Source organism: Paenibacillus sp. A3, assembly GCF_001399685.1.
Lineage (GTDB): Bacteria > Bacillota > Bacilli > Paenibacillales > NBRC-103111 > Paenibacillus_G.
Map to the genome: position 1 here is coordinate 1 of NZ_JTHN01000285.1, position 12,400 is coordinate 12,400.

Annotated in this window: 16 protein-coding genes; 7 read left to right on the forward strand and 9 right to left on the reverse strand. The window is 55.2% G+C overall.

Features of this window, described 5'->3' with window-relative positions:
• Positions 1-158 precede the first annotated feature (158 nt).
• Both QJ48_RS33060 and fucU read right to left on the reverse strand, forming a co-directional pair.
• Positions 159-968 (reverse strand): hypothetical protein, encoded by an 810-nt coding sequence (locus QJ48_RS33060; protein WP_054977559.1) that lies wholly within the window; start codon positions 966-968, stop codon positions 159-161.
• An 84-nt stretch (positions 969-1,052) separates the two neighbouring features.
• The gene (gene fucU, locus QJ48_RS33065) at positions 1,053-1,484 is read right to left on the reverse strand and encodes an L-fucose mutarotase (RefSeq protein ID WP_054977560.1); all 432 of its coding nucleotides are present in this window, start codon (positions 1,482-1,484) and stop codon (positions 1,053-1,055) included.
• 173 nt (positions 1,485-1,657) lie between these two features.
• Here fucU and QJ48_RS33070 point away from each other — a divergent pair, with 173 nt between their 5' ends.
• Together QJ48_RS33070 and QJ48_RS33075 are read left to right on the forward strand one after the other, a co-directional pair.
• Positions 1,658-2,890 (forward strand): FAD-binding oxidoreductase, encoded by a 1,233-nt coding sequence (locus QJ48_RS33070; protein ID WP_054977561.1) that lies wholly within the window; start codon positions 1,658-1,660, stop codon positions 2,888-2,890.
• A 102-nt stretch (positions 2,891-2,992) separates the two neighbouring features.
• Positions 2,993-3,979, forward strand: coding sequence for a YpdA family putative bacillithiol disulfide reductase (locus tag QJ48_RS33075; RefSeq protein WP_054977562.1), 987 nt, complete (start codon positions 2,993-2,995; stop codon positions 3,977-3,979).
• A gap of 65 nt (positions 3,980-4,044) precedes the next feature.
• Here the strand turns inward: QJ48_RS33075 and QJ48_RS33080 are convergent, their stop codons facing one another.
• Positions 4,045-4,773: a phosphonate ABC transporter ATP-binding protein gene (locus tag QJ48_RS33080; RefSeq protein WP_054977563.1), complete on the reverse strand. Its 729-nt coding sequence runs from the start codon at positions 4,771-4,773 to the stop codon at positions 4,045-4,047.
• Between the two features lie 149 nt (positions 4,774-4,922).
• On the opposite strand from QJ48_RS33080, the gene QJ48_RS38230 reads away from it, so the two are divergent.
• A complete protein-coding gene (locus tag QJ48_RS38230) occupies positions 4,923-5,093 on the forward strand; it encodes a hypothetical protein (protein ID WP_193394535.1) in 171 nt (56 codons plus the stop codon).
• Positions 5,094-5,194: 101 nt separating this feature from the next.
• On the opposite strand, the gene QJ48_RS38235 is transcribed toward QJ48_RS38230, so the two are convergent.
• Positions 5,195-5,341 carry a hypothetical protein gene (locus QJ48_RS38235; protein ID WP_193394536.1) on the reverse strand — a complete coding sequence of 49 codons (147 nt, stop codon included), beginning with the start codon at positions 5,339-5,341 and terminating at the stop codon, positions 5,195-5,197.
• Between the two features lie 188 nt (positions 5,342-5,529).
• On the opposite strand from QJ48_RS38235, the gene QJ48_RS36450 reads away from it, so the two are divergent.
• The 3 genes from QJ48_RS36450 (at position 5,530) to QJ48_RS33090 (ending at position 7,359) form a co-directional block, all read left to right on the forward strand.
• Positions 5,530-5,700: an aspartyl-phosphate phosphatase Spo0E family protein gene (locus QJ48_RS36450; protein WP_081890397.1), complete on the forward strand. Its 171-nt coding sequence runs from the start codon at positions 5,530-5,532 to the stop codon at positions 5,698-5,700.
• A 171-nt stretch (positions 5,701-5,871) separates the two neighbouring features.
• Positions 5,872-6,054 (forward strand): hypothetical protein, encoded by a 183-nt coding sequence (locus tag QJ48_RS33085; RefSeq protein WP_054977564.1) that lies wholly within the window; start codon positions 5,872-5,874, stop codon positions 6,052-6,054.
• Between the two features lie 129 nt (positions 6,055-6,183).
• A complete protein-coding gene (locus QJ48_RS33090; protein ID WP_054977565.1) occupies positions 6,184-7,359 on the forward strand; it encodes a M20 family metallopeptidase in 1,176 nt (391 codons plus the stop codon).
• A gap of 77 nt (positions 7,360-7,436) precedes the next feature.
• On the opposite strand, the gene QJ48_RS33095 is transcribed toward QJ48_RS33090, so the two are convergent.
• The 3 genes from QJ48_RS33095 to QJ48_RS33105 all read right to left on the reverse strand — a co-directional run bounded on the left by QJ48_RS33095 (position 7,437) and on the right by QJ48_RS33105 (position 9,811).
• Positions 7,437-8,159 carry an amino acid ABC transporter ATP-binding protein gene (locus QJ48_RS33095; protein WP_054977566.1) on the reverse strand — a complete coding sequence of 241 codons (723 nt, stop codon included), beginning with the start codon at positions 8,157-8,159 and terminating at the stop codon, positions 7,437-7,439.
• Positions 8,152-8,832: an amino acid ABC transporter permease gene (locus tag QJ48_RS33100; RefSeq protein ID WP_025849549.1), complete on the reverse strand. Its 681-nt coding sequence runs from the start codon at positions 8,830-8,832 to the stop codon at positions 8,152-8,154. Before QJ48_RS33100 ends, QJ48_RS33095 begins: the two co-directional genes overlap by 8 nt.
• A gap of 115 nt (positions 8,833-8,947) precedes the next feature.
• Positions 8,948-9,811 carry a transporter substrate-binding domain-containing protein gene (locus QJ48_RS33105; protein ID WP_054977567.1) on the reverse strand — a complete coding sequence of 288 codons (864 nt, stop codon included), beginning with the start codon at positions 9,809-9,811 and terminating at the stop codon, positions 8,948-8,950.
• A gap of 128 nt (positions 9,812-9,939) precedes the next feature.
• Here QJ48_RS33105 and QJ48_RS33110 point away from each other — a divergent pair, with 128 nt between their 5' ends.
• Complete coding sequence (locus tag QJ48_RS33110; protein WP_337589648.1) at positions 9,940-11,250, forward strand: MFS transporter; 1,311 nt, start codon at positions 9,940-9,942, stop codon at positions 11,248-11,250.
• A 38-nt stretch (positions 11,251-11,288) separates the two neighbouring features.
• Here QJ48_RS33110 and QJ48_RS33115 read toward each other — a convergent pair whose 3' ends face one another.
• Positions 11,289-11,594, reverse strand: coding sequence for a hypothetical protein (locus QJ48_RS33115; RefSeq protein ID WP_054977569.1), 306 nt, complete (start codon positions 11,592-11,594; stop codon positions 11,289-11,291).
• A 24-nt stretch (positions 11,595-11,618) separates the two neighbouring features.
• The coding region (locus QJ48_RS33120) for an ATP-binding cassette domain-containing protein (protein ID WP_193394537.1) at positions 11,619-12,400 on the reverse strand (782 nt) is incomplete at its 5' end.

The following is a 12,400-nucleotide window of genomic DNA, read 5'->3' on the forward strand; positions in this document are numbered from 1 at the left end:
ATACACTCCAAGCATGTCCTTCCCTCCTGACCGTCTAGGGTTATGTACTCAAGTCGTAATACGCATCATACGCATAAAAGTTTCGTTTTTTACCTCTATTTTCCTTATTATACAAATAAAAATCAAGACCGCAGGAATCGTCATTCCCGCGGCCGTCTTTACTTCGCCTTGAGCGCCAGCATCTGATAAACCTCCCGGGAGTCTCCCTTTAGCCGGACTTGTCCGTTTTGCATCTGCGAGGAGCCGTCGCCGTCCAGAAAAATGCCGTCGACCAGTTGTCCCGGCGCAATCGTCTCAAGCACCGCCCGACGGAATTGCTCGACGGTACACGGCTTGTCTGAGACGAGCAGCCACAGGTTCTGCTGCCGGTCGAACACGGCTCCCGAGCGAAGCCTCGGCTCGTCAAACGCCGGCATGTCCTCCTTCTTCGCCTGCTCGATCCAGCGCTCCTCCGCCCCAAGCGACATGCTGACCCCGCCTTGCGCCCAGTATCGGTTCGGATCGGTCATTTTCAGCTCCCCGGCCTCCTGCGCCACCTGCACGGAGAACGACCGCGTCACTTCGTCCCAGACGAGCGTCCCTTTCGGATAATCGATGTTGTACCAGCCGGAGCCGTAATCATGAGGCTCGCCCTTCAGCGGCTTGCCGTTGATAACGGCAATGCTGAGCAGGTCGCCATTCCAAAAAAAGCCTCCGTTAATCCCGTAATCGGCCGTCGCAGTCACGTTGGTCACGATGTGCTTCAGCTCGATATTGTTGGGAGCCGTCCGCATCGCATGCAGCTTCACTCCGTTCGCCGCCGCATACGTAGAGTATGTATAATGGACGGGAACCGGCTTTTCCCGAGGGCTTGTCCAATAGGCGGACAAAATGACGGCAATTAAATTGCCAAGCAAAAATCCCGCAAGCAAAAGCTGAAGCTGACGTTCGTTTCCGCGGGCCAGACGGTTTCTCAGAACGGCTATCATCGGCGCATCCCCATTTCATCTAAAATCATAGTCATAGATTCGTAGTCTTAATCTATGAGATTCAGGGACGGATTATGATTGGCGTTACGGCTTGACGACGCCTTTTTTGAGCACGATGTTCGCATACAACGCCCCTTCGCCCGTCGCAACGACGGCATACGCTTGTTTGGCGCGCTCATAGAACGCAAACCGCTCTACAAATTCGGGCTCGGCGGCTTCGGGTGCGTGCTTCTTGACAATCGCACGGTATTCGTCCCAGATAACCGGTTTCACCGGATCGCCGGGAACGACGGCCATCAAAGCGACCGAATGCTCTGCATACGTATCCAATGGAAAAAAGGTTAGTATTGCGTCAAGCAGTTGGGGGATACCATGTCCGTCGCAGCGCACCAGACGATGCGCATGACTCGCCGCCGGAAAATTGCCGTCGGCCAGCACCAGTTCGTCGCCGTGTCCCATTTCCATCATGATTTTGAACAATTCGGGAGAAAGAATCGAAGGAATGCCTTTTAACATGTCTGTACCTCCAAGGGGCTAGTCTCGCGCCGCCGTATCGCAGCGTTCAAGCTTATCCTAGGGCAGCAGGCCAGTTTTTGTCAACGGTTACAGCGGCAGAGCGGTCGATTAAAAAATAGCACCGTTTCTCATACTAATTCCATTCGATCGCTTAAGACGAAGGAGCCGTACCTATGAATCTGACAACAGGCAAGCTGCTGTGGCCGGACACAATGCCGGATCCGCCCGCCTATCCGAGGCTGGAAGATGATATCGAATGCGACTGTATCGTCATCGGCGGAGGCGAAGCCGGGGCGATTATTTCGTATACACTGTACAACCGGGGCGTAGATGCGGTCGTCATCGACAAACGAAGGATCGCTTCGGGCACCGTATCGGCCAGTACCGGTCTCCTGCAGTGGATGAACGATACGCCGCTGCTTTCGATGATTCATTCGTTCGGCGAAGAGAAGGCCGTCCGCTTCTATAGGCTGTGCGAGCAGGCCGTGCAGCAGATTGAGCTTGTCACGCGGCAGCTTGATTTCTCCCCGGATTTTTTCCGCCGCGACAGCTTATGTTACGCTTCCAGTGCAGACGATGTGCCGAAGCTTAAGCAGGAATACGAAGCGCTGGCAAAGCACGGCTTTCCGGTACAGTATCTGGAAGCCGAATCGATCGCAGCACGGTACTCCTTTCGCAAGCCGGGCGCCATCCTGTCTCAGGCCGATGCCGAGCTGAACCCCTATAAATACGCAAACGCTTTAATTCGCACCGCCCACCGGCAAGGAATGCGCGTATTTCAAGAGACGGAAGTGCTTCGGCATCAGACCGGGAAGGACCACATCGTGTTCTATACGAACGATAACCGCCGGATTAAAGCACGCAAAGCCGTCTTTGCCACCGGCTTCGAAACCAAGGAAATCATACCGCATCCCAACACCGTATTCACCAGTTCGTATGTCATCGCTACGCAGCCGCTGGACGTTTTCCCCGGATGGCCGAACCGCTGTCTCATTTGGGAAAGCGCCCGCCCTTACGTCTACATTCGTACGACCGCAGACAATCGTATTGTTATCGGCGGCAAAGATGAGAACACGAACGTCCCTGAGGTACGGAAGCGGCATTTGAGCTCGAAGCGCAATCAGCTGCTTCAGGCCGTGCAGGAGCTGTTTCCGGAAGCCGGCAGCTTGCGGGCCGAGTACGCCTGGTCCGCCGCCTATGGGCGAACCCGCGACGGATTGCCGTTGATCGGTGCAAAGGATGAATTTCCCCATTGCTACTTCGCGATGGTATACGGAGGGAACGGTACCGTCTACAGTATGATTGCAGCGCAAATGATAGCCGGCCTGATAATCGAAGGCCGCCACCCTGACGCGGATCTCGTCCGCATAGACCGTCCGGTACATAGCTCTGAGGCCCCCGTGTAAACAAAGCGCTGGCATCCACCATCCCGATAAGGTACTATGGGTAGAGGATCAACAGGATCCTCTCTCTATCTATACCTTTGAAAAAGCGGGTGAATCATTCCAATGGAAGAAGTCGTCATTATCGGAGCCGGTCCTTGCGGCTTGTCCGCGGCCCTGGAGCTGCAGAAGATCGGCATTGATCCTCTCATTATCGAAAAAGAGTGCGTAGTGCATTCGATATACTTATATCCGACGTACATGCAGTTTTTCAGCACCCCGGAGCTGCTTGAGATCGGCGGTTACCCGTTCTCGACGCCTAACGACAAGCCTTATCGGCTGGAAGCTTTGAATTATTACCGGAATGTGGCGGCGCGCAGCGGCATACGCATCCGTCCCTACCATACGGCAACCAATCTGGCGGTACAGCCGGGGGGAACCTTCGAGCTGACGGTGCAGAATCGTTTCGGCACAGTTACAACGATACCCGCGCGCCATGTCATTGTCGCCACCGGCTATTTCTCGCAGCCGAATATGCTGGGTATCCCGGGCGAGGAATTAAGCAAGGTGACGCACTACTTCCGCGAAGCTCATCCGTATACCGGCACGAAGGTTACGATCATCGGTGGAAGCAATTCCGCAATCGATGCCGCGATGGAACTGCTGCGGGCGGGCGCCGAGGTGACCGTCGTTTACCGGGGCGAGACTTACTCGCCAGTCATTAAGCCGTGGGTTAAGCCGATCTTCGAAAGCATGGTCAACAAGGGTCGCATTCGGATGCTGTTTCAATCCCGGGTCGTCCGTATCACGGAAACGTCCGTCACCGTTTCTCGCGAAGGACGCGAAGAGGAATTCGATAACGACTTCGTCCTGGCGCTGACCGGCTTCCGTCCGGACCGCGGTCTGTTGGCGGGAGCCGGGGCCGTCGTGTCGGAGCCGGACGGGATTCCCCAGTACGATCCGGGCACCATGGAAACGACCGTTCCCGGGCTGTTCGTCGCCGGAGTCATCGCTTCGGGCGCGAACGCCAACGAGGTGTTTATCGAAACCGGCCGTTTGCACGGCGGATTGATCGCAAAGCGGATCGCCGCTTGCAATGCTACAGTTAACTAAAGAAAGGTCGGCCCGGACATCGTGTCATGGCCGACCTTTTTTATTGCTCATATGTAATGATTCCATTAAAAAATAAGTTCTTTCTCCCGCTGGGTCAACCGCCGGCCCGCAATATCCACCACGAGCTTCCCGTCGGACAGTCCCCAAATGCGCGAGCCGAATTTTTCGGCAAGCTCTACCTGGTGCAGACTGCAAAACACGAGAAGCTTATGCTTCTGGCAGATGGACTTGAAATCCTGCATGACGAGGCTCGCCGCCTCCGGGTCCAAGCCGGACACCGGTTCGTCCGCAAATATTACCTTGGCTCCCTTGATCAGCGCCTTGCAGATCGCGACGCGCTGCTTCTCCCCGCCGCTCAGCTTCTCCACCGGCTCGTGCGCTTTGTCGAGCAGTCCTACTTTATCGAGGTAATCCATCGCTTCCATATGGTCGTCTTCGGAAACGCTATTCGTCAGAAAGCGCCACCACGATTTTTTAAACAACAGCGCGCTGAGCACATTTTTCAAAGCCGTCTTTTTCAGATTGAGGCTCGGCTTTTCTTCCAGATAGGCCCACTGCTTGTTTAGTTGGAACTTCTCCCAGATGCCGGCGCCCGAAATATCCTTTCCGTCGTAGATATACTGGCCATCGTTCCATTTTTCCTTGAGCATCAAGCACCGGAAAAAGGTTGTTTTGCCGCTCCCGCTTGCGCCGAGCAGCGCCACCAGCTCCCCTTCGTCCGCCTGAAAGCTGATGCGGTCCAGCACCCGCTGCCCGGATGGGAACAATTTGGTTAAATTGCGTACAATGATCATCCGTCCGATGTCTCCTTTGTTCGAGCCAAAGCAATAGCAGGCTTGTTATGTCTTGGTATAAATATAACATGTTCTGCCACATAAAAACCATAAAGGAGCACATGCTATTAGATGCTTATCCCGTATATCCCGAAGAGGAGGAACAACGCGTGAAACACCAATTGGTCAAGCTCGTCTCCGAGCAAGCGGGCATTACCGAAGGACAGGCGGACAAAGCGGTCGAAGCGGTCGTCGGCTATTTCAAAACCCGCCTCCCGGACGAAATGAACGATGAAATCGCCAATCTGGCCATCGGGCACAATAACGACGCCGAAGCTTAGCAGATGCGGAAAAACGGTAAAACTGCCCGTTTCTCGGGGTTTTACCGTTTTCACTTCTCTGCAATATCCCTGTTCGCGCCGTTTACACCGAAATCGTTGTGTTACTGAGGATTCGTCTCCTTCGGAATTTCATTCAAATTCGGAGGCCGGTCCGCCGCCTTACCCGCATGCATGACCGTCTCTTCTTCCGTAAATTTGTTCTCTTTGAAGTTTGGATTGTTTTTCGTATTCGCCTTGGCGCTGTCCATGTTCGGCTCACCTCCAATCGACCGTAATATACCGCTTCCCGGACGGAATTATACGGTCCGCCGTTTTCCTTAAAGAAAACTTAATAATAGCCTCGACAATCATTTACATATTTTACAACCGGGTTGAATTATAATAGACTGATAGTAGATTTACTATTTTCACAGCGTTAGGATGGGGTCTGAAACCGATGGAAGAAGCGGAATTGAGACGGCATTTGGAGCGAATGCAGATGCAGCTTTACTTACTCGTGGAAGAAAAAGGCAGCTTCGTTGATCCCCGGGTAGTAGAGCTCAGCCAAAAAATAGATCGTCTGATCTTGTCCATCCAACGTCTTCGGATGCAGGAACGGATAAAATAACCGGGGCCGGACGGGCCTCTTTTTTGTGCCCTGTACTTGCAATATGTTACATGGTATGTTATATTGAAACCAAGGAAAATCAAGGATTTTTCCGACAACTACACTTAAGTCCCCTGCCAAATACAGCTTATTGATGCACTCTCAAACCCTAATGAGAAGGAGCGATGCACCATGAGTTATGAAGCACGCGAGCCGCAGGAGCAAAAAATTTCCGTCGAGCTGACCTTGAACGAGGCTTTGGCATTGACCGGCGTTCGATTCCGGCAAAATCATAAACTGGAAGTCGATGCGATGCAAAAAATTAAAAAGCAGCTCGAAGAGCAAATCATCGACAAGCGCCGCAGCCTGCAATAACCGAACAGAATTTTGAAACGACAACCGACCCCGTTTCTGCAAGCCCTTGCAGCGGGGTCTTTCTTTGTTTGGCTCTGCTTTTTTCGTTATAATAAGGTCATGCTACAGAGAAGTAAAGGAGAACTGAAGATGAAACAACACATTGCCTCGACCATTGACCTGCACGCCCCGTCGTTCACGGACATTTCCCGGTTTATCGGCGAGAACCCCGAGCTGGGCCACGAGGAGTGGAAGGCGTCGGCACGCCTGATCGAAGCGTTGAAGGAGCACGGCTTCACCGTACAAGCCCCTTACGCCGGGCTGCCCACAGCATTTCTCGGGACGTACGCGGCAAGCAAGCCGGGACCGACCGTCGCCTTCCTGTGCGAGTACGACGCGCTTCCGGAGCTGGGACACGCTTGCGGTCATCATCTGATCTGCGTTATGGGCCTTGCGGCGGCTGTCGGATTGAAGGCCGTCATCGACCAGCTCGGCGGCACGATTCGGGTATACGGCACCCCGGCGGAGGAAACGAAAGGCGGAAAGGTCGATATGGCGGCAGCAGGCCTGTTCGACGACGTCGACGTCGCCCTGATGGCCCACCCATACTATGCATACGAGAAATCGGGAAGCTCGCTCGCCATGGATGCGCTGGAGTTCGAATTTTTCGGCAAGGCGGCTCACGCCGCGGCAAGCCCGTACGAAGGCGTTAACGCGCTGGATGCGGTGCTGCTTCTGTTCCAATCCATCGGTGCATTGAGGCAGCAGCTTCGCAGCCATGCGCGGATTCACGGCATTATCACCGAGGGCGGCAAAGCCCCGAACATTATTCCGGACTACGCGGCTGCGCAGTTTTATGTACGATCTGCCAACCGTCCCTACACGGACGAAACCGTGCAAAAGGTGATCCGCTGCGCGGAAGGCGCCGCCCTGCAAACCGGTTGTACGATGAAATGGTCTAATTACGAGTACTCCTATGACGAACTGATAACGAATACTGCTTTGTCGGACACGTTTACCCGCAATCTCTGTGGTCTGGGCATCCGGGAAGATGAGATCGAATACGGCAAGGACCACGGTTCTCTCGATCTTGGGAACGTGTCGCGGCATTGCCCGGCGATCCACCCGTACGTCAAGGTCGTCGACGAAAAGCACTTGCTGCATACGAAGGAATTCCGCGATCTGGCCATGCAGCCCCGGGCCTTCGAAGGCATGCTGCTGGGCGCCAAAGCGTTGGCGTTCACCGCTTACGATGTATTGGCCGACCCTGCCCTGTTGCATTCAATACGCGACGAATTCGAACGCAGCGTGAACGCTGCCGAATAAACGAAACGCGAAAAAGCCGCGACCCGGTTTCGAACCGGACAGTCGCGGCTTTACTTTTTTTATAAGGATACGGTTGCTTAGAGCACCTTGGCCAAAAATTCTTTCGTCCGCGGATGCTGCGGATTCGAGAAGATGTCAGCCGGATTGCCCTGCTCTACGATTTTCCCGCCGTCCATGAAGATGAGGCGCTTGCCGACTTCCCGGGCAAAGCCCATCTCATGCGTGACGACGACCATCGTCATGCCTTCGGCTGCCAGCTCCTTCATCACGTCCAGCACCTCGCCGACCATCTCCGGGTCAAGCGCCGAGGTCGGCTCGTCGAACAGCATGACGGCCGGCGACATCGCGAGCGCTCTAGCAATCGCGATCCGCTGCTTTTGTCCGCCGGACAGCTGCGACGGATAGCTGGACGCCTTGTCCGCCAGTCCGATGCGCCGCAGAAGCTGCTGCGCAATCTTGTCCGCTTCCGGCTTGCTGACGTTTTTCAGCTTCTGGGGCGCCAGCGTAATGTTCTCCTGCACGGTCATATGCGGGAACAGGTTGAACTGCTGGAACACCATGCCCATCCGCTGCCGCAGCTGATTGATATCGTGCTTGCCGCGCAGCAGCGACACGCCGTCGAATTCGATATCTCCCCCCGTCGGCATCTCCAAGAGGTTCAGGCAGCGCAGAAACGTGCTTTTGCCCGATCCGCTCGGTCCGATGACGACGACGACCTCGCCTTTCGCAATCTCGATATCGATTCCGGTCAATACATGGTTGGACCCGAACGATTTCTGTAAACCGGTTACTTTAATCAGAGGACTTCATCCTCCTTTCCGCGACGCCAAGCAGCTTGGTCAGCGTAAACGTCATGATGAAGTAAATGATCGCCGCAAGGATGAGCGGCTCAAACGGCTGGAACGTATTGCCCCGTACCGTGTCGGCTTTGTACATCAGCTCGCCGATTCCGATGACGGAGACGATGGACGTTTCCTTGATTACCACGATGAATTCGTTGCCGAGCGCCGGGAGAATGTTGCGCAGCGCCTGCGGCAAAATGATAAAGCGCATCGCCATCGCGTGCGGCATTCCGAGGGAGCGGGCCGCTTCCATTTGTCCCTTGTCGATCGACTGGATGCCCGCGCGGAACGTCTCCGCCACATATGCGGCGCTGTTGATGGACAATGCGATAATCGCCGCCATCATATCGGGAAACGATGAACCGATTCCCGGCACCTCGGGAAATTGAATGCCCAGTTTCGGCAGCCCGTAATAAAAAATATACAGCTGCACAAGCATCGGCGTCCCGCGGATGAACTCGATATAGGAAACCGCGAACGCTTTAAGCGGCCAAATGCGGGACATGCGCATCAGGGCAATGACCATGCCGAGCAGCACCCCGAAAATGACGGTGAAGATGGACAAAATGAGCGTCATCTTCGCTCCGTCGATAAAAAACATGTAGTATTTGGATAAAAATGAAAAATCCATGCGTTCCCCCCCTTTCTATCAAATTAAGCGTTATAACCGAACAAAAACCCGCCGGAGAATTCCGCTCAGGTTTTTGTCGGAGTGCTGCAAGGAACGGACGGTCCCGCCCTCTTGCTTATTGCGTATCGACTTGCTCGTTCGCTTCGGCTACCATTTTATCGATGGACTTGGCGCTCATCAGGCGGTCCAACGTTTTGTTCATCGCTTCCACGAGCTCAGGGCTGCCTTTTTTCAAGGCAATGGCCGATCCGCTGTCTTCCGTATTCAGCTTAATGTCCGCAAGAACCAAATCTTTGTTTTTGCTGAGGTATGCTTCGGCTACCGGCTGCTCGACGACGAGAGCTTCGACTTTTTTGTTTTTCAGCTCCAGCATCAAGTCGGAAATTTTGCCGAGCGCCTTCAGCTCGGAGCCTGGCATTTGCTCTTTAATGATTTTTTCTTGCGTCGCGCCCTTTTGGCCGGCGACTTTCTTGCCTTTCAGATCGTCGATGGATTTGTATTTATCCTTGTCCTCCGCGCGGACAGCCACGCGTTGGATAGCCGTGTAGTAGATTTTGGAGAAATCCACGTTCTTCTTGCGATCTTCCGTCGGCGTCATGCCGGCGAGAATAAAGTCGATGTTGCCGGAATCCAGAGCGGCAAGCAGACCTTCTAATTTCATATCTTTGATTTCGAGCGTAACGCCGAGGTCTTTGGCAATCTCTTTGGCGATCTCGATATCGAAGCCGATGATTTCATCCTTTTTGTTGATTTCCTTGTGGAACTCATACGGTGGATAGTCGGCGCTCGTGCCTAATACGATTTTGCCCGCTTTTTTGATTTGTTCAAGCTTGGAGTCCTTGGACGCCGGTGTCGTTGCGGCCGCATCTCCCCCGGTTGCCGGCTTGTCGGCGGTCGTAGCTGCCGGCTTCGTACCGCAAGCGGATACGATCAGCGTAAAGCAGAGGAGCATGAAGATGATGGCTTTGTTTTTAGTCACTGGTCAAATCTCCTTTCTCTTTAACTTGTACATTATATAATAGACGTTCGCCATTTACAATCCGTATATGCATGTTCATGAATAAAGCATGGAATAGAACTAGGAAATATGGAACAAAATAACATTCAATATGTCGACCGGACCGCCGGAGGCTTACTCATTCATCCCAAAGACCTAACTCTCCCTCCTCGAAAGGTGGTTCGACATGCTTGGAAGCGAAAAAAACTTGGGACCTGGCAGCCGTTTCCTCTATCCCGCTGATCATGACTTTGGGCAATTCCATGCTTATTCCCATTCTGCCCGCCTTAGAACGAACGCTGCACGTGACCTCCCTTCAAATCAGCCTTCTGATCACGGTATATTCCGTCGTCGCGATCGTGCTGATTCCGATTGCGGGCTATCTGTCGGACCGTTTCGGACGCAAAAAAATCATTATTCCAAGCCTTCTGATCGCCGGTGCAGGAGGGTTGCTCTGCGCACTCGCGCCTTGGCTCAGTCAAAATACGGCCTATCCCCTCATTCTGGCAGGCCGGTTCATCCAGGGAATCGGCGCTGCGGGAGCCGCTCCGATCGTCATGCCGCTGGTGGGGGACATGTTCCAAAAAGAAAGCGACATCAGCAGCGGGCTTGGGATGATCGAAACCTCGAATACGTTCGGCAAAGTGCTCAGTCCAATTATAGGCTCGCTGCTTGCGCTATGGACTTGGGTCGCCGTCTTCTACGCGATTCCGGCGCTATGTCTCGTCTCTGTCCTGCTGGTCGCATGCCTGGTCCGGACACCGAAATCCGAGAGCAAGCAAGACACGAGCTTCCGCAGCTTTGCCGCCATGCTGAGGATGATCGCCCGCAACGAGGGACGATGGCTCGCCGCCATCTTTGTCATCGGGGTCATAGCGATGTTCGTCTTGTTCGGCATCCTGTTCTACTTGTCCGAGACGTTGGAGGAACGGTTCGGAATTCAGGGACTGGTCAAAGGCTGCCTGCTCGCCGTGCCTTTATCCGCTTTATGTCTGGCGTCCTTTCTGGCCGGCAAAGCGATCGGGGAAAACAAACCGCGGATGAAATGGCTGACGGTGGCCGGGCTCGTTCTTCTTGGAGCGGCGCTCGTCTGTATGGCGTTGCCCGGCATCACCCGGCTGTGGCTGCTGTTCGTGTGGGTCGGCCTTGGCGGTATCGGAATCGGAATCGCCCTCCCGTGTCTGGACGCCTTGATTACAGAAGGCATCAAGAAGGAGCAGCGAGGGACGGTGAGTGCGGTGTACAGCAGCATGCGCTTTATCGGGGTGGCCGCCGGGCCGCCATTCATCTCCGTCGGAGCCAAATGGCCGTCGGCACTGCTGTTCGGACTGCTTGCGGGCACCGTACTCGCCGGGGTCCTCGTTGCGCTGTTCGCGATCAAGCCTGCGCAAGTGGAGGCCGCAACGGCAAAGAGCCGTTGAGTTTCCGCTCAACGGCCGGGGTACGGCGGGGATGACACTTATCCAACGAGCTTGGGCTTGGTCATAAAATCGAACAGCTGCTTGGTCAAGCCGCCCTTGCCGAATTTCAAATACGTTCCATTCGTCCGATCCGGCGGCTGCAGCGAGGCCAGAAAGGCCAGGACGGCCTGACGGCGCTGGACGATGTCCCGCACGCCGAACCGGTACAGCCACTCGTCAATCGTATTGTAAATGCCCCGATTGAGGCCATAGCGTTCAAAGCAATGCGTGACGAACCGGTGATCGGGAAGCTGAAGCACGTCAGCCTCATCGAACTGCCCGGAAAGGGAGGTATGGGTAAGCATTCGCATTCACTCCTCGTTTTTTCCTTAAATGGTGAACGAATAGTCCGGCCTCAGCGCCGGAACGCCGGACGGCACCTTCTCCGCACCCGGCCCCATCACGCGATCCAGGATCACCTTTTCGTAATGGGCAAAGCCGCTGTCTCGTTCCCGCGGCCGGGCCAAAGATATCGGGATATTCAGGGCAATCGCGCCGTCCTCGATGAGCACGACCCGGTCGGCCAGCGCGACGGCTTCGCTGACATCGTGCGTGACGAGAACGGCGGAGAAGCCCTGCTCCAGCCACAGCCGTTCGATCAGCCGCTGCATTTCGATGCGGGTGAGCGCATCAAGCGCGCCCAGCGGCTCGTCAAGCAGCAGCAGGCGCGGAGCGCCGGCCAGCGCCCGGGCGAGCGCGATTCGCTGCTTCTGTCCGCCGGACAATACCCCGGGCCATTCGCCGGCCCGCTCCTCCAAGCCGACCAAGCGAAGCGCTTCGCGCGCCTTCCCCCGGTCCCCCGTCTTCGCGCCGATCTGCACGTTCGCCAGCACTTTTTTCCACGGAAGCAGCCGGGCTTCCTGGAACAGCAGCCTCGTGTCGGGGTCGATTCCTTCAAGCTCCCTCCCGTCCAACAGCATGGTGCCTTCGTCGGCCGTTTCCAACCCGCCCACGAGCCGCAGCAGCGTGCTTTTCCCGCAGCCGCTTCGGCCGACGACGGCTACAAACTCGCCCGCGTTCAAATCGAGCGTAATCTCTTTCAGTACGGCGCGATCTCCGAATCGCTTGGTCACACGGCGGATATTCAGCTGGATGCCGCCTTGTCTTGCGT

Excerpts from the sequence above, each read along its gene's own strand:
- QJ48_RS36450 (WP_081890397.1), top strand. The coding sequence starts at position 5,530 with ATGGAAGAAGCGGAATTGAGACGGCATTTGGAGCGAATGCAGATGCAG.
- QJ48_RS33075 (WP_054977562.1), top strand. The coding sequence starts at position 2,993 with ATGGAAGAAGTCGTCATTATCGGAGCCGGTCCTTGCGGCTTGTCCGCG.
- QJ48_RS33070 (WP_054977561.1), top strand. The coding sequence starts at position 1,658 with ATGAATCTGACAACAGGCAAGCTGCTGTGGCCGGACACAATGCCGGAT.
- QJ48_RS33115 (WP_054977569.1), bottom strand. The coding sequence starts at position 11,594 with ATGCTTACCCATACCTCCCTTTCCGGGCAGTTCGATGAGGCTGACGTG.
- QJ48_RS33060 (WP_054977559.1), bottom strand. The coding sequence starts at position 968 with ATGATAGCCGTTCTGAGAAACCGTCTGGCCCGCGGAAACGAACGTCAG.
- QJ48_RS33090 (WP_054977565.1), top strand. The coding sequence starts at position 6,184 with ATGAAACAACACATTGCCTCGACCATTGACCTGCACGCCCCGTCGTTC.
- QJ48_RS33100 (WP_025849549.1), bottom strand. The coding sequence starts at position 8,832 with ATGGATTTTTCATTTTTATCCAAATACTACATGTTTTTTATCGACGGA.
- fucU (WP_054977560.1), bottom strand. The coding sequence starts at position 1,484 with ATGTTAAAAGGCATTCCTTCGATTCTTTCTCCCGAATTGTTCAAAATC.
- QJ48_RS38235 (WP_193394536.1), bottom strand. The coding sequence starts at position 5,341 with ATGGACAGCGCCAAGGCGAATACGAAAAACAATCCAAACTTCAAAGAG.
- QJ48_RS33085 (WP_054977564.1), top strand. The coding sequence starts at position 5,872 with ATGAGTTATGAAGCACGCGAGCCGCAGGAGCAAAAAATTTCCGTCGAG.
- QJ48_RS33080 (WP_054977563.1), bottom strand. The coding sequence starts at position 4,773 with ATGATCATTGTACGCAATTTAACCAAATTGTTCCCATCCGGGCAGCGG.